The organism is Streptomyces sp. CB02980, assembly GCF_014451325.2.
Taxonomy (GTDB): domain Bacteria; phylum Actinomycetota; class Actinomycetes; order Streptomycetales; family Streptomycetaceae; genus Streptomyces.
Genome location: NZ_JACSCH020000010.1, coordinates 308142 through 322940, shown reverse-complemented (window position 1 = coordinate 322940; position 14799 = coordinate 308142). Strand labels below are relative to the sequence as shown.

Genomic DNA, 14799 nt, shown 5'->3' with positions numbered 1-14799 from the left:
ACCACGAGCCGACCCAGGTGGTGCTGCGGGGCGACCCGCCGCCGGCCGCAGGACCGCCACCGACCCAGGTCGTGCCTCAGCCGCAGGCGGACCCCGCCCCGGCCGCGGCGCCACCGCCCACCCAGATCGTGGAGCGCCCGCCGCCCCGAACGGCCGGTGAGAAGTGATGACCGGCGCGCCGCGCGACGAACCGGAGCTGCCGGCGGGCCGTCCCTCCGGCCTCCTCGGCAAGGAGATCGCGGGCTACCGGGTGGAGAGCGAGATCGGGCGCGGCGGGATGGCGGTCGTGTACCGGGCGCGGGATCTGCGGCTCGACCGGACGGTGGCGCTGAAGCTGCTCGCCCCCGAGCTGGCCCGCAACGACACCTTCCGCAGGCGCTTCGCGCACGAGTCGCGGGTCGCCGCCTCGATCGACCACCCCCACATCGTGCCGGTCTTCGACGCGGGTGAGACGGAGGGGGTGCTGTACATCGCCATGCGGTACGTGGCGGGGCAGGACCTGGTGGCCCTGCTGGACCGCGAGGGGCCGCTGCCGCCGGGGAAGGCGGGTCGGATCGCCGTACAGGTGGCGTCGGCCCTGGACGCGGCGCACGCCCACGACCTGGTGCACCGGGATGTGAAGCCCGGCAACATCCTGGTCGCGGAGGGCACGGACCGGGACCATCCGGAGCACGTGTACCTCACGGACTTCGGCCTGACGAAGAAGTCGCTGTCGCTGACGGGGTTCACCACCGTGGGCGAGTTCGTGGGCACGCTGGACTACGTGGCGCCCGAGCAGATCTCGGGGAAGCCGGTGGACGGCCGGTGCGACGTGTACAGCCTGGCGTGTGTGGTGTTCGAGACGCTGGTGGGAGCGCCGCCGTTCCGCCGTGACACCGACTGGGCGGTGCTGTGGGCGCAGCAGTACGACCCGCCGCCCCCGCTCTCCGAGGTCCGGCCGGGGCTGCCGGAGTCGGCGGACGCGGTGTTCGCGAAGGCGCTGGCGAAGACGCCCGAGGAGCGGTACGGGACGTGCCTGGAGTTCGTGGCCGAGCTGCGGGCGGCGCTGACGACGGGCGGTGGCGGGCCGGTCGTGACGCAGGGCCGGGAGCCGCTGACCCCGCCGCTGGACCCGCCCGCGTGGGCGAGGCCGATGTTCCGGGACCGGTAGACGGTTCCCCCCGCCTCACCGCCCGACCGCCGCCCCACCGCCCGAGTACGCGCCCTGTGCTGTTGAGTACACGCCTGAGTACGCGACCCCTTCGGCTCCGGAACCCGCGCGTGCGAAAGTGCGTCCCTACGGGGTCCGGGGGTGGCCCGGGCGGGGAGAGGGGGACGAACGTGGACCTGTTCGACGGAGAGCTGGGCGGTCGGGACGAGCACCAGGTGGACGCGGGGGGCGGCTGTTCCTGGTTCTACGTGGTCCTGATCGGGCTCGCGATCCTCGTGGTCGTCGGCATGAACTGGTTCTTCGACTTCGTCAGAAACCTGTTCTGACGGTGTCCGAGGGAGCGGTGGCGCCACACCACGGCGTCGAGCGCGCTCAGCGACATCCCCGTCCCCACTGCCTCGTTCACCCCCACACCGTCCTGCCGGGCCACCGGCGCACCCTCATTGTCCGGTGCCGGCGCAAGTCGCGGGCGGCGTTGGCGCCGGCCCGTCCGCCGGCCCGTCCGCCGGCCCGTCCGGCGGCGTAGGGGCGCCGGGACGCCGAGCTCAGGCCGGGGCTCCGTAGTGGTCGGCCAGTGCGGTGGCGCGGTCGTGCAGGGCCGTGCGCAGGGACTGCGGTGTCAGGGCTTCCGCGTCCATGCCGAGCTGCCACAGGGCCCATTCGGCGTGTCGTGCGTCTTGGTAGGTCAGCTCCAGACGCAGCCGGCCGTCCGCGTCCGGCTCTTCGGCGCGGACGGCCACCGCGGTGTCCAGGAGGTCCTCCCGGCGCGCCGGGTTCACCCGTACGAGGACGGTGAGGTGGCCGTCGCTGAGGAACCGCGCGGAGCGTTCCCGCCAGATCCGGTCCAGGTCGACCCGGTTGGGCCGCTCTGCCGTCTCGGCCAGTTCCTCGGCGGCCAGCACCCGCGACAGCCGGTACGTGCGGTCCGCGCCCGCTCGCGTGGCCAGCAGGTACCCCCGGTCGCGCACCGTGACCAGGCCGATCGGGTCCACCGTGCGCCACTCCGGTTCCTGGCCCGTGGCCGCGTAGTGGATGCGCAGTCTGTGTCCGGCGAGCACCGCGCGCCGGACCTCCATCATCGTGGTGCCGGGTACCTCGTCGGCGACCGTCCTCCGTGAGAGCAGGTCCGTCTCCGGCTCGACGAGAAAGCGCTGGACCGCGTCGCTCGCGGTGGCCCGGTGGTTCTCGGGCAGCGCGTCGAGGACCTTCCGCATGGCCGAGGCGCGCGCCGAGCCGAGGCCGAACGCCTGCTCCCCGCGCCCCGATCCGGCGGTCAGCAGGGCGAGGGCCTCGTCATGGTTCAGCCCGGTGAGCTCGGTCCGGAACCCGGGCAACAGGGCGAAGCCGCCGTGGCGGCCGCGCTCGGCGTAGACGGGGACGCCGGCCGTGGAGAGCGCCTCGATGTCGCGCAGCACGGTACGGGTGGACACCCCCAGCTCACCGGCCAGTGTGTCCGCGGTCATGCGACCGCGCTGACGGAGCAGAAGCACCAGGGAAACCAGCCGGTCGGCGCGCATGCGAGAACGCTAACGGAATACATGACCAAGGGTGTCGTGATTTGTTGGCAGGATCGTGAGCACGACATCGGAGCAGGCGGCCGCCACGGCGATGGACGTACGTACTCCCCATGGATCGACATGGGGTCGAACGAATCGAATGGAGCTGATGTGGCGATGGAGCGAACCGCGGTCAACCCGGTGACGTGGTCGGTGGAGATGGGGTTCAACCAGGGTGAGCTCGTCTCCGGGCACACCCGGACCCTGTACGTCTCGGGCCAGACCGCGATGAGCGACGAGGGCAAGCCCCAGCACGAGGGCGACATGGCGGGGCAGTTGGCGCTCAGCATCGACAACGTCGAGGCCGTACTCGCCGAGGCCGGCATGTCCCTCGCCAACCTCGTGCGGCTCAACGTCTACACGACCGACGTCGACCAGCTCTTCCAGCACTACGGCGAGTTGGCGGGCCGGTTGGGAGCCGCCGGGGTGGCGCCGACCACCACGATGCTCGGGGTGACGCGCCTGGCGATCCCCGGCCAGCTGGTCGAACTCGAGGGAACCGCCGTCGCGTGACGCGACCGCGCCGCCTCCGCTCCTCGTGCCGGTTCGGCCGGCACGAGGAGCGGGCCGGGCTCGCCGGGAGCACTGTGGAGGCAGTCGTTCGAAGACCCGGGTCGACGAGCCCGTCACCTGTCGGATCACCGAGGTGACGCGGTCCCTTCCTGACCCCTTGGGACTCCGGGTGTCTCCCCTCACCGGGGTGACGCAGGGAACACGGAGAACGGGGCAACCATTCAGCGCAGTCGTGAGTCTCCTGATCGATCACGCCGGTGATCGCACCTACGAGGAGACCACCATCACCGCCATACGCAAGACCCTCACCGCCACCGCAGTCGTCGGCGCCGTCCTGGTGGGTTCGGCCGCCTGCGGCACGGTGGAGCAGCTCTCCGCCGGGAAGAAGCTGGACCGGGCCTTCGAGAAGCTGGGCAAGGAGAAGTCGATCTCCTTCGAACTGGACCTGGACGTCGACGCGAAGACCCTCAAGCTGATGGACGCCGAGTCGGACCCGGAGCCCGGCGAGGAGATCCCCGACGAGGCCGCGGAGCTGATCAGCGGTGCGAAGATCAGCGTCACCGTGGAGTCGAAGAAGGCGATCGACGAGTCCGAGGAGAAGGACTTCGTCGGTATGGCCATGAAGGTCAGCACCTCGGGCGGGGACCTCCTCGACTACCGGGTCGTCGGCGACTACACGTACGTCCGGTCCGACGTCGAGGCCCTCGGCAAGGCGATGGGCACGCCCATGCCGCCCGCCGACCAGCTGCCTCCGGAGGCGAAGGGCCTCAAGAAGGTGCTCGACGGCGAGTGGGTCAAGCTCAACACCAAGGAGATGGAGAAGGCCGGCCGCGACATGGCCGAGGAGATGGGCGGGGCGGCCGGCGCCACGCCGTCGCCGGAGGCCTCTCTGGACCCCAAGACCCAGAAGAAGCTCGTCGAGTCCCTCCGCGAGGTCATCGCCCGTGAGGTCGACTTCAAGACCGCCGGCGGCCAGGACGGCACCGAGCACATCACCGCCACGGCCCCGCTCCGCACCCTGATCACGGAGCTCATCGGCGAACTCCGTCCGCTCGCCAAGGACCTGCCGCCCGGCATGGACCTGCCGTCGGACAAGGACCTGAAGGACACCCCCGACACCAAGGTCTCGGCCGACTTCACGCTCAAGAACGGCGAGCTGACCGAGGTGTACGTCGACCTCGCCGAGCTGGCCGAGAACGCGAAGGTCAAGAAGTTCGGCCTGGTGCTGAAGATGAGCGGCGGCACCAAGCCGGTGGCCCCGGCCGGTGCGACCGAGATGAACCTGGAGGAGCTCATGGGCGGCTTCTTCGGCGCCATGATGGCGGACGAGGGCCTCGAAGAGGACTCCGCCGAGGGCGGCGCGTAGGCACACGGCACAGCGCCCGGTCCCGTGCACGGGGGAGGCACGGGACCGGGCTGTTCCTTACGTTACTGGCCGTGGGCTCTGCCGCGTAGGTCCGCGGACCATCGCGGTTCCTTCGGTTGTCCCCTGCGGTAGGCGGTGCGCTCGGCCCGTTCTACTTCCCGGGCCGTGGCGGCGCGGGCTCGGTCCTGGTCCCGGTCTCGCCCTTGCGGCGGACGCGGGTGGCGAGCAGGCCTCCCAGGAAGCCGAAGAACAGGCCCCAGAGCAGGGCGAAGCCGACCGTCCTCCAGATGTGGGGGCGGAGGATCACTTCGCCGCCCAGGGAGTCCAGGTCGCCGATGCCGAGGACCGAGAGGCCGAGGCGGGCCTCCACCAGGGTCAGGGGGGCCGCGACCAGCATCGTCAGCGCGAAGGCGATTCCCAGGTGCAGGGCGTGCTGCCAGAGCTTGGTTCTCGCCGGGGAGCGGACCGCCGCCACGAAGGCCGCCGCGAGGACCAGGACGGCGGCCACCGGGAGCAGCCACCAGGCCCGGGCGTCCTCGGCCGCGAGCGAGCCCAGGTCGATCGTCGAGAGGTCCGTGCTGTCGCCCGTGCCGCCGCCCTGGCGCAGGACGGCGTCGAGGATCTGCGGCATCGGCAGGCCGAACGGGCCGTCGACCCTGCCCTCCCAGGAGCCTCCGATGCCCACGCCGAGCGCCAGCCAGGAGACGTTGGGCAGGCCGAGCAGGAGGACGGCGAGGGTCTCCGCGGCGTGGCCCTTGGTCGCCGCGACCACCACGCCGATGACCAGGCCCACGACCACGTACGCGAGGAGCAGCAGGAGCATCGCGTGCGCCGCCGGCCGCACGGGTTCGTGGTAGCGGACGAACCGGGGCGGCAGTGGGGTCCTTCGGGAGACGAGGAGCGCGACGACGAGCACGCCGAGGATCCACAGCAGCCCGTAGAAGAGGGTCGGCCCGAAGTCGGTACGGAAGCCGACGGTGGGGTTCACGGCGTCGAGCAGCTCGCCGAAGATGTCCATCAGGGCGTCCTGCTCGTCCCCGCCGCCGATGGTGAGGGGGAAGTCGTGCCGGGCGACGGCGGAGACTCCCGCCAGGGCCACGAGCCAGAGGACGACCGTGCTCACGATGCGGAGCAGGAGCTCGCGGGAGCCGGCCACGGCGTGGTGCCGCAGGGGCCGCAGGAAGCAGTAGCCGGTGACCAGTGCGCCCACCAGGGTGACGGTCAGCGGCATGGCGGTCAGTTCGGCCTGGGTTCCGGCGAGGCCGCCGGCGTCGCCGGAGAGTTCGACCTTGCCGCCCGCGGCCATGACGACGACGGCGGCCAGGACGGCGGTGAAGCCGCCGGGCAGATCGCCCGCGCCCGCCGCCCAGAGGCCGAGGCCCGCGACGATGCCCATCGCGACGTACCCGGCGACCACCGCGGCCAGGGACTGCAGGCCGACGCGGGCGAGAAGCCCGGTGGTGGTCGCGGCGGGCCGCGTGGAGGTGGGGAGCCGACTGCTCACCCTGCCCACGCTAGTACCGGTGCCGGTCGGCCGCTTGTGGACGGGACCGCACGTGTACGGGCCCCGCCGGCCGGCCCCGTGTGCGAGGCCGCTCGTGTACCGGCCGACCCGTGGACGAGGCCGCTTCTTGCCGGGCTCCGCCACTCGGGGTCCTCCGCTTGCGGGTACCCACCGTTCGGCGCACACAATGGGCCCGGAACGGAAGAAAGGGAAAAACGTGACTTCCCACCCGCCGTCCGGCCCTCCGTCGGTTCCTCCCGCAGGTCCCCCCTCGGGCCCTCTCTCGGGCCCGGGCGCACGCCCGGGTTCCGCCGGACCCCCGCCACCGCCTCCCGGACCGCCCCACAGCGGCGCGGGCGGCGGTTCCGGTGGCGGCGGTTCCTCCGGCGGCGGCAGCGGCGGCGGCAGTTCGGGGGGTTCCGGCGGTCCAGGTGGCCCCGGCGGTTCCGGCGGTTCCGGTGACGGCACCCCCGGCGCCCCCGGGAACGGCGGCTCCGGCAAGCGCCCCTGGTGGCGTTCCGTCCCGAAGGTCGCCTCCATCACGGCCGTCGCGGTCGCGGCCGCCGCCCTGGCCGTGGTGCTCACCAACAGCCCCGACGACAAGAACGACACGGCGGGTTCCGGTGGCGGCGAGGTGTTCCTCCAGAACGCGGCCGCGTCCGGTCCCGACCCGTTCACCAAGTCGACGGCCCGTACCGAGACGGCCTCCGCCTCACCTGCCTCACTGCCTCCCCGCACCGCCTCGGCCACTCCCGAGGTGTCGGGCTCGGCACCCGGTCTCTACGGCGGGACGCAGTCGGTGGCCAGCTGCGACGTGGAACAGCAGGTCCGCTATCTCACCAGCGAGCCCGCGAAGAACGCCGCCTTCGCCTCCACCCTGGGCATCCAGGCGAACCAGGTGCCCGGCTACCTGCGCTCCCTGACCCCGCTGCAGCTCCGGGCCGACACCCGGGTGACGAACCACGGCTACAAGAACGGCGCCGCCACCACGTACCAGTCGGTGCTCCAGGCCGGAACGGCGGTCCTGGTCGACAACCGCGGGGTGCCCCGGGTGCGCTGCGCCTGCGGCAACCCGCTGACCACGCCGGTGGCCCAGAAGTCGCCGAAGACGACGGGCACACCGTGGCAGGGCTACAACTCCAGCCAGGTGGTCGTGGTGGCGCCGTCGGTGACGGTCGTGAACGTCTTCGTGGTGTACGACCCGGAGGACGACAGCTGGTTCGCACGGCAGCACGGGGACCACGGCAAGAACGACAAGCCGACCCCGCCGCCCACCCCGCCCCCGTCGACCTCGACGTCCCCGTCCACCTCGGCGTCCCCGTCCACCTCGACGTCGACCTCGACGTCCCCGTCCGTCTCGCCCTCCACGCCGGTGCCGTGCGTGACGCTGACGGGTGACCAGACCCCGACGCCGAGCGACGGCGTGACACCGTCGCCGTGCCCGTCGACGCTCACCCCCTCGGAGTCGACGTCCTCGCCGCCGACATCGCCCTCGGACACGTCCCCGTCCACCGCTACGCCCCCGTCCGACACCACCCCGCAGGACGACACGTCACCGTCGGCCGACGCGCCGGGCCCCGAGTCCGCGCCGGCCACGGAGAGTTAGGCGGACCTGTCCGGCGAGTCGACCGACGGGGCCACCCCCGTCGCGGTCGATCCCCTTCGATCGGGTGCGCGGGTACGGGCGTTCCGCCGCAGGACGCGGGCCTCGCCCGGGAGCAGCGCGGGGCCCGGCACGGTCAGCACCGGGCAGCCGGCACCCTTCAGGACGGCCCGCAGGACCGGACGGCGGCGCAGCCGCGCGAAGGCCGACCGGCCTCGGCCGGGCCCCGAGCCGACGACGAGCAGGTCGCCGGGCAGGTCGGCCGCCCGGCACAGGGCCGCCGCCGGGGTGCCCCTGACGACGTGCCCCTCGAAGGCGACGCCTGCGGGGACGGCCCCGAGTCCGTCGACGACCGCGTCCTCCAGGCGCCGCCGGGCGTCCTCGGCCCACATCCGGGCCCAGGAACGGTCGGGCATCCGGGCGTACAGCGCCTCGCCCTCCGGCGGCTCCCAGACCAGCACCGCGAGCAGCGGCACGCCGTCCCGCCGGGCGAGGGCGGAGGCGTACCGCAGGGCGGCGAGCGAGGCCAGTGACCCGGTCACCCCGACGACGATCCGGCCGGTTCCGCTCACGGCTGTTCCACGGGGCGAGGGCGGGCGGGGGCCGGGGGCGCCTTCGTCTCCGTACGCGAGGCCCGCGACACCCGCAGGCTCTCCAGGTTGCGCAGGCTCCGCAGCCGCGCCCCGATCCGAAGGGGCCGGGCCGCCCGCTCCTCCGCGCGCTGCTGCCACATCCGCTCGTCACGGTCGGTGAAGTAACGGTCGGTGAAGTCTCCGGACATCGGTCGTCCCCTTTCCCTGGTGGAAGGTGGCCACCAGGCCACTGAAAAGGAGTCTGTAACCTTATTGGCCCGGACAGCAGAGCCAATGAGGAGTGATTGGCATGGCAATGGCACGCGTGGTCCATACGGCGGACCGGACCCTCACGGGCCGTCAGCTGGCGTCGCTCCTCACCCCGCCCCCCGAGGGCCGGTTCGGCTACCGGGAGCTCGCGCGGGCGGTCCGGGAGGCCCTTCTCGACGGGCGGGTGGCCCTGCGGCTGCGGCTGCCGGCCGAGCGGGAGCTCGCCACGGTGCTCGCCGTGAGCCGGACGACGGTCACGGGGGCGTACGACCTGCTCCGGGAGAGCGGGTACGCGCACAGCCGACGGGGCGCGGGCACCTGGACCGCACTCCCCGAGGGCCAGGCCCCGACCGCGCTCGGGGCCTTCCACGACGGCACCGGGGCGACCTTCGACCTCGCACTGGCCTCGCCGGAGGCCCCCGCCGAGGAACTCTCCGCCGCGCTGGCCTCGGCCGCCGCCGAGCTCCCCCGGTACGCCGGCACACAGGGCTACCACCCGTACGGGCTGCCCGCGCTGCGCGCCGCCGTCGCCGCGCGCTACACGGCCCGCGGCCTGCCGACGCTCCCGGAGCAGATCCTCGTCACCACGGGGGCGCAGCAGGCCCTTTCCCTGGTGCTGACCCTGCTCGGCCGTTCCGGTGACCGGGTGCTCGCCGAGAACCCCTCGTACACCAACGCCCTGGACGCGATGCGGGGCCGCATGCTCCGCATCACCCCGGTGCCGGTCACCGAGACCGGCTGGGACACCGGGCTCGTCGATGCCGCGCTCCGGCAGACCGCGCCGCGCCTCGCCTATCTGATCCCCGACTTCCACAACCCGACCGGGCACCTGATGCCGCAGGAGCAGCGGCGTGACCTGGCGCGGTCGGCGCGGGCCACCGGGACCTGGCTGGTGGTGGACGAGACGCTGACGGACATCGCGCTCGACGTGCCCGCGCCGCCGCCGTTCGCGGCGGCGGCCGCCGGCGGCGACAGTGAGCAGATCGTCTCCGTGGGCTCGCTGAGCAAGAGCTGCTGGGGCGGTCTCCGGGTCGGCTGGGTGCGGGCCGCGTCCCGGGTCGTCACCGAACTGGCCCGGGTACGGATCACCGCCGACCTGTCCGGTTCCGTACTGGACCAGCTGGTGGCCGTCGCCCTCATGGACCGGCTCGACGTGATCCTGCCGAAGCGCCTGGCGGAGCTGCGGCTGCGCAGGGACGCGCTGACCTCGGCCCTGGCCCGCCATGTGCCCGAGTGGCGGTGGACGGTGCCGCCCGGCGGCATGTGCCTGTGGATCGACCTGGGCCGACCGGGTGCCTCGGCCCTCGCGGCCCGCGGTCTGCGACACGGGGTACGGGTGGAGGGCGGCGCCCGGTTCGGTGTGGACCCCGGCACGCACGAACACCGGCTGCGCATTCCGTACACCCTGCCCGAGGACGTGTACGAACCGGCGGCGGAGCGGCTCGCGGCGGCCCTCGACGGCGCGCCGGGGCGCTTCACCGACCCGGCGCTGCCGGACTGGGTGGCCTGAGGGACCCTCGCCGCGCGGCCATATTCGGATGCCCACCGACCGGGGTCCGTGTACGGTCCACCGAGTGGAACCATTGACCGACAAACAGATCCGCTCGTCCTTCGTGAACTGCACCAAGGGCGAGGCGGCACGCCTCAAGCTGCCGCTCGACTTCGCCGAACTCCCTTGGGAGGACCTGGACTTCCTCGGCTGGGTCGACCCCGGTGCACCGCTCCGCGCCCACCTGGTCGTCCCCCGCGCGGACGGGCCGGTCGGCGTGAGCCTGCGGGTTCCGGCGGCCGGGCGGACCAGCGCCATGAAGTCGAGCATGTGCCAGGTGTGTCTGACCGGGCACGCCTCCTCGGGTGTCGCGCTGCTCGTGGCGCCGCTCGCCGGGCCCCGGGGCCGCGAGGGGAACACCGTCGGGATCTACCTCTGCGCCGACCTCGCCTGCTCCCTGTACGTGCGGGACAAGCGGCAGCCGAAGCTGCGCGGCCGGCGCCAGGAGGAGTCCCTCACGGTCGACGAGCAGGTCGCCCGCCTGACGGGCAACCTGGACGGCTTCGTCGACCGGGTGACGTCGGCCTGAGCCCGCGTCGGGCCGAATCGACGTCAGGCCCGAACCGACGTCAGGCCGAGCCCGTGCCAGGACGAGCCGGCCTCAGGACGGCCTTCCGACGCGGCTCAGCGGAAGGCCTGTTCGCCGGTGAGCGCCTTGCCGATGACCAGGGAGTGGACCTCGCTCGTGCCCTCGTAGGTGAGCACCGACTCCAGGTTGTTGGCGTGGCGCAGCACCGGGTACTCCAGGGTGATGCCGTTGGCGCCCAGGATCGTGCGGCACTCGCGGGCGATGGCGATGGCCTCGCGGACGTTGTTCAGCTTGCCCACGCTGACCTGCTCCGGGGTGAGCGCGCCCGCGTCCTTGAGCCGCCCCAGGTGGAGGGCGAGCAGCATGCCCTTGCCGAGTTCGACGGACATGTCGGCGAGCTTCTGCTGCGTCAGCTGGTACGAGGCGAGGGAGCGGGCGAAGACGGTCCGGTCGCGGGCGTACGAGATCGCCGTCTCCAGGCAGTCGCGGGCGGCACCGAGGGCGCCGAAGACGATGCCGAAACGGGCCTCGTTGAGGCAGCCGAGCGGACCGGACAGGCCCCGGGCCTCGGGCAGCACGGCGTCGGCCGGGAGGCGGACGTCCTCCATGACCAGTTCGCTGGTGACGCTGGCGCGCAGCGACAGCTTCATCCTGATCTCCGGGGCACTGAACCCGGGGGTGCCGGCCGGCACGAGGAAGCCGCGTACGCCCTCCTCGGTACGGGCCCAGACGACGGCGACATCGGCCACCGAGCCGTTGGTGATCCACATCTTCGTGCCGTTGAGGATCCAGTCGGAGCCGTCGCGCTTGGCGTTGGTCCGCATGGCGCCCGGGTCGGAGCCGGCGTCGGGCTCGGTGAGGCCGAAGCAGCCGATGTACTCCCCCGCCGCCATCTTCGGCAGCCACTGCTGCTTCTGCTCCTCGGAGCCGTACTTCCAGATCGCGTACATGGCGAGTGAGCCCTGCACCGAGACGAGCGAGCGCAGTCCGGAGTCGACCGCCTCCAGCTCCAGGCAGGCGAGGCCGTACGCGACGGCGTTGGTGCCCGCGCAGCCGTAGCCCTCCAGGTGCATGCCGAGCACACCGATGCCGCCGAGGGTGCGGGCGAGTTCGCGGGCGGGGATCTCGCCCTTCTCGAACCAGCCGGCGACGTGCGGGCGCAGCTCGCGGTCGGCGACGGCGCGCACGGTCCGGCGGATCTCGCGCTCCTCGTCGGTCAGCAGTCCGTCGATGGCGAGCAGGTCGAAGGGGTGGACGGGGGCAGAACTGGACTGCGACGACGATGGCGACTGCGACGACTTCACGGACGGCCTCCTGGCGGCTGTGGCAACTCGGCGAGGCGAAGCGTAGCCCCAGACCGGATATTGGATCCAGTATTGAAAATCCCCTACCCCGGCCGTACGGTCCGAAGAGATCCGATCGCCAGCGAGGGAGAGCGGAATGCGCGCAGACCAGGCGGGCGCACCGGGGCCGACGGCGGCCGGCGCCCTGTCCGGAATCGTCGTCGCCGACTTCGGCCGGGTCCTGGCGGGGCCGTACATGACGATGCTCCTCGCCGACCTGGGCGCGGACGTGATCAAGATCGAGCGGCCGGGGTCCGGCGACGACACGCGCGCGTGGGGGCCGCCGTTCGCCGGCGGCGAGGCCACCTACTTCCTCGGGGTGAACCGCAACAAGCGCTCGGTCGCGCTCGACCTCACCGACCCCGACGACCTGGCGGCGGCGCGCGCGATCGTGGACCGCGCGGACGTCCTGGTGGAGAACTTCCGCCCCGGCACGATGGAGAAGCTGGGCCTCGGGTACGAGGACGTGCGGGCCGCCCATCCCGGTCTCGTCTACTGCTCGGTGACCGGCTTCGGCACCGACGAGGGCGCCCGGCTGCCCGGCTACGACCTCCTCGTCCAGGCCATGGGCGGTCTCATGAGCGTGACGGGCGAACCGGACGGACAGGGGACGAAGGCCGGGGTCGCCCTGGTCGACGTCATCACCGGGCTGCACGCGGGCATGGGCGTCCTCGCCGCCCTCCGTCACCGTGAGCGCACCGGCGAGGGCCAGCGGGTCGAGGTCTCGCTGCTCTCCTCCCTCCTGTCGGCGCTCACCAACCAGGCGGCCGCCCACCTGGGGGCGGGGGTCGTGCCGCGCGCGATGGGCAACCGGCACCCGAGCATCGCTCCGTACGAGGTGTTCGAGGCGCGGGACCGGCCGCTGGTCCTGGCCGTGGGCAACGACCGGCAGTTCCGGGTCCTGTGCGAGCGGCTGGGCCTGCCCGGGCTCGCCGGGGATCCGCGGTTCGCGACCAACACGGCCCGGGTCGCCCACCGGGACGAGCTGGTGACGGCACTCGCCGGGCCGCTGGGGACCCGTACCGCCGACGGCTGGTTCGAGGAGCTCACCGCGGCCGGGGTGCCGTGCGGGCCGATCAACGACCTGGCCGCCGCGTTCGACCTCGCCGACCGGCTGGGGCTCGCCCCGCGGGTCCCGGAGTCCGCCGCCGGTCCCGGTCAGGTCGCCCATCCGGTCCGGCTCGGCGCCACCCCGCCCACGTACCGCACCGCTCCCCCGCGGCTCGGCGAGCACACGGCGGGCGTGCTGGCCTCCCTGGGGCGGACGGAGGAGAGCTCCGCGGGAGATCCATGACCGCGCGCGTAGGAGGATGGTCGGCACCGGTGGAGAGATCATCCGGTGGGCAGCACGAGGGATCGGAAGGTCACAGGCGATGAGCAGCGCGGTGCAGAGGCGGCGGCCGCAGACCGCCCAGCAGTTCGTTCTGGAGGAACTGCGGCGCGCCATCACCAGCGGGGAGCTGAGGCCCGGCGGACAGATCCGTCAGGACGCCCTCGCGGCCCGGTTCGAGGTGAGCCGGGTGCCGCTGCGCGAGGCTCTGAAGGCCTTGGAGGCCGAGGGCCTGGTCGTCCATCACATCCACCGGGGCTACTTCGTCGCGGAGCTCTCGCTCGCCGATCTGGAGGAGATCTACCGGATCCGTGAGCTCCTGGAGACTGAGGCCGTGCGGATGGCCGTGCGGCGGATGCCGGACGGCATCGTGGCCGCCCTGGAGCGCGTCCAGCGTGAGGTGGAGCTGGCGGCCGACGAGGGCGACGTGCCGGCGATGGCGGCGGCGAACCGGCTCTTCCACTTCACGCTCATCGAGGCGTCGGGGATGCCGCGCCTGGTCCGTCTGATCGCGACCCTGTGGGACTCCACCGACGCGTACCGCTCGCTCTACTACACCGAGGACCCACACCGGAAGCAGGCCGTCCGCGAGCACCGCGCCGTCATCTCCGCGCTGCGGCACGGCGACGAGGACGCCGCCGTCCACTGGCTGGACGAGCACCGGGCGCACGCGGTGGCGGCCTTGCGCGAGGTCCTGGACCTGGAGCGGGACTGATCCTTCCTCCCCGTCGGCAGCGGTGCTCGCCGAGGGGGAGAACGCTCAGTCGAGACAGAACTCCTCGCACCGGAAACGGGCGACGCGCTCGGGATCCGTGCAGTCGAAGGTGACTTGGAGCTTCCCGATCAACGACATCGGCGCCCCCTGACAGGGGGACCGATTAGGCTTCTCCGCATGTATCACGGGGGATTGGTCAACATCGTCGACGTCGAGGCGACCTGCTGGGAGCGCGAGCGTCCGCCCGGTGCCGTCAGCGAGATCATCGAGATCGGGCTGACGGTGGTCGATACGGGCGCGGGGGAGCGGGTCTCCCGGCACCGGATCCTGGTGCGGCCGGCCCGCTCGAAGGTCAGCGCGTTCTGCACCGAACTGACCGGACTCACCCAGGCGGAGGTGGACACCGGTCTGGACTTCGCCGCCGCCTGCCGACTCCTGGCGACCACGTACGAGGCGGGTCTGCGGCCCTGGGCGAGCTGGGGCGACTACGACCGCAAGCAGTTCACCCACCAGTGCCGGGTCACCGGCACCCCGTATCCCTTCGGGCGCCACCACACCAACGCCAAGGCCGTGTTCACCGAGGCGTACGGCCTTCCCAAGCGCCCCGGCATGGCGCGCGCCCTGGAGATCGCGGGGCTGCCCCTGGAGGGGCGTCATCACCGGGGCGAGGACGACGCCTGGAACATCGCGGCGTTGGTGCTGCGGCTCGCGGAGCGGGGCGCGTGGCCGCCGGCCCGCGCGGTGGACGTTCCGTAGGCGCCTCAGGGACCTGCGGTTACCCTGGCGCCGGACGCGAGGA

Annotated in this window: 15 protein-coding genes; 10 read left to right on the top strand and 5 right to left on the bottom strand. The window is 72.8% G+C overall.

The window, feature by feature from the left end:
* Nucleotides 1–166: 166 nt before the first annotated feature.
* Complete coding sequence (locus E0F75_RS22595) at nucleotides 167–1150, top strand: serine/threonine-protein kinase (protein WP_187624361.1); 984 nt, start codon at nucleotides 167–169, stop codon at nucleotides 1148–1150.
* Nucleotides 1151–1320: 170 nt separating this feature from the next.
* The gene (locus E0F75_RS22590; RefSeq protein WP_187624360.1) at nucleotides 1321–1476 is read left to right on the top strand and encodes a hypothetical protein; all 156 of its coding nucleotides are present in this window, start codon (nucleotides 1321–1323) and stop codon (nucleotides 1474–1476) included.
* A gap of 219 nt (nucleotides 1477–1695) precedes the next feature.
* Here E0F75_RS22590 and E0F75_RS22585 read toward each other — a convergent pair whose 3' ends face one another.
* The gene (locus E0F75_RS22585; protein WP_187624359.1) at nucleotides 1696–2667 is read right to left on the bottom strand and encodes a YafY family protein; all 972 of its coding nucleotides are present in this window, start codon (nucleotides 2665–2667) and stop codon (nucleotides 1696–1698) included.
* Between the two features lie 156 nt (nucleotides 2668–2823).
* Here E0F75_RS22585 and E0F75_RS22580 point away from each other — a divergent pair, with 156 nt between their 5' ends.
* A complete protein-coding gene (locus E0F75_RS22580) occupies nucleotides 2824–3219 on the top strand; it encodes a RidA family protein (RefSeq protein WP_187624358.1) in 396 nt (131 codons plus the stop codon).
* 361 nt (nucleotides 3220–3580) lie between these two features.
* Nucleotides 3581–4585 (top strand): hypothetical protein, encoded by a 1005-nt coding sequence (locus tag E0F75_RS22575; RefSeq protein ID WP_187624396.1) that lies wholly within the window; start codon nucleotides 3581–3583, stop codon nucleotides 4583–4585.
* 151 nt (nucleotides 4586–4736) lie between these two features.
* Here E0F75_RS22575 and E0F75_RS22570 read toward each other — a convergent pair whose 3' ends face one another.
* On the bottom strand, nucleotides 4737–6098 hold the full coding sequence (locus E0F75_RS22570) for a streptophobe family protein (RefSeq protein ID WP_187624357.1): 1362 nt from the start codon (nucleotides 6096–6098) through the stop codon (nucleotides 4737–4739).
* A gap of 208 nt (nucleotides 6099–6306) precedes the next feature.
* Between E0F75_RS22570 and E0F75_RS22565 the strand changes: the two genes are divergently transcribed.
* Nucleotides 6307–7695: a DUF6777 domain-containing protein gene (locus E0F75_RS22565; RefSeq protein ID WP_229312792.1), complete on the top strand. Its 1389-nt coding sequence runs from the start codon at nucleotides 6307–6309 to the stop codon at nucleotides 7693–7695.
* Here E0F75_RS22565 and E0F75_RS22560 read toward each other — a convergent pair.
* Nucleotides 7692–8264: a universal stress protein gene (locus E0F75_RS22560; protein WP_187624356.1), complete on the bottom strand. Its 573-nt coding sequence runs from the start codon at nucleotides 8262–8264 to the stop codon at nucleotides 7692–7694. The two genes, E0F75_RS22565 and E0F75_RS22560, sit on opposite strands and share 4 nt — an antisense overlap.
* Nucleotides 8261–8473, bottom strand: coding sequence for a hypothetical protein (locus tag E0F75_RS22555; RefSeq protein WP_187624355.1), 213 nt, complete (start codon nucleotides 8471–8473; stop codon nucleotides 8261–8263). Before E0F75_RS22555 ends, E0F75_RS22560 begins: the two co-directional genes overlap by 4 nt.
* A gap of 101 nt (nucleotides 8474–8574) precedes the next feature.
* Between E0F75_RS22555 and E0F75_RS22550 the strand changes: the two genes are divergently transcribed.
* On the top strand, nucleotides 8575–10044 hold the full coding sequence (locus tag E0F75_RS22550; protein ID WP_187624354.1) for a PLP-dependent aminotransferase family protein: 1470 nt from the start codon (nucleotides 8575–8577) through the stop codon (nucleotides 10042–10044).
* Between the two features lie 64 nt (nucleotides 10045–10108).
* Nucleotides 10109–10612 (top strand): FBP domain-containing protein, encoded by a 504-nt coding sequence (locus tag E0F75_RS22545; RefSeq protein WP_187624353.1) that lies wholly within the window; start codon nucleotides 10109–10111, stop codon nucleotides 10610–10612.
* Nucleotides 10613–10707: 95 nt separating this feature from the next.
* Here E0F75_RS22545 and E0F75_RS22540 read toward each other — a convergent pair whose 3' ends face one another.
* Entirely contained in the window at nucleotides 10708–11916 is a 1209-nt protein-coding gene (locus E0F75_RS22540) for an acyl-CoA dehydrogenase family protein (RefSeq protein ID WP_229312791.1), read from the bottom strand.
* A gap of 136 nt (nucleotides 11917–12052) precedes the next feature.
* Here E0F75_RS22540 and E0F75_RS22535 point away from each other — a divergent pair, with 136 nt between their 5' ends.
* The 3 genes from E0F75_RS22535 to E0F75_RS22525 all read left to right on the top strand — a co-directional run bounded on the left by E0F75_RS22535 (nucleotide 12053) and on the right by E0F75_RS22525 (nucleotide 14756).
* Complete coding sequence (locus E0F75_RS22535) at nucleotides 12053–13249, top strand: CaiB/BaiF CoA-transferase family protein (RefSeq protein ID WP_187624352.1); 1197 nt, start codon at nucleotides 12053–12055, stop codon at nucleotides 13247–13249.
* Nucleotides 13250–13328: 79 nt separating this feature from the next.
* Nucleotides 13329–14000 carry a GntR family transcriptional regulator gene (locus E0F75_RS22530; protein WP_187624351.1) on the top strand — a complete coding sequence of 224 codons (672 nt, stop codon included), beginning with the start codon at nucleotides 13329–13331 and terminating at the stop codon, nucleotides 13998–14000.
* 177 nt (nucleotides 14001–14177) lie between these two features.
* Complete coding sequence (locus E0F75_RS22525; protein WP_187624350.1) at nucleotides 14178–14756, top strand: 3'-5' exonuclease; 579 nt, start codon at nucleotides 14178–14180, stop codon at nucleotides 14754–14756.
* Nucleotides 14757–14799 lie beyond the last annotated feature (43 nt).

Excerpts from the sequence above, each read along its gene's own strand:
- E0F75_RS22595 (WP_187624361.1), top strand. The coding sequence starts at position 167 with ATGACCGGCGCGCCGCGCGACGAACCGGAGCTGCCGGCGGGCCGTCCC.
- E0F75_RS22585 (WP_187624359.1), bottom strand. The coding sequence starts at position 2,667 with ATGCGCGCCGACCGGCTGGTTTCCCTGGTGCTTCTGCTCCGTCAGCGC.
- E0F75_RS22580 (WP_187624358.1), top strand. The coding sequence starts at position 2,824 with ATGGAGCGAACCGCGGTCAACCCGGTGACGTGGTCGGTGGAGATGGGG.
- E0F75_RS22555 (WP_187624355.1), bottom strand. The coding sequence starts at position 8,473 with ATGTCCGGAGACTTCACCGACCGTTACTTCACCGACCGTGACGAGCGG.
- E0F75_RS22550 (WP_187624354.1), top strand. The coding sequence starts at position 8,575 with ATGGCAATGGCACGCGTGGTCCATACGGCGGACCGGACCCTCACGGGC.
- E0F75_RS22535 (WP_187624352.1), top strand. The coding sequence starts at position 12,053 with ATGCGCGCAGACCAGGCGGGCGCACCGGGGCCGACGGCGGCCGGCGCC.
- E0F75_RS22530 (WP_187624351.1), top strand. The coding sequence starts at position 13,329 with ATGAGCAGCGCGGTGCAGAGGCGGCGGCCGCAGACCGCCCAGCAGTTC.
- E0F75_RS22525 (WP_187624350.1), top strand. The coding sequence starts at position 14,178 with ATGTATCACGGGGGATTGGTCAACATCGTCGACGTCGAGGCGACCTGC.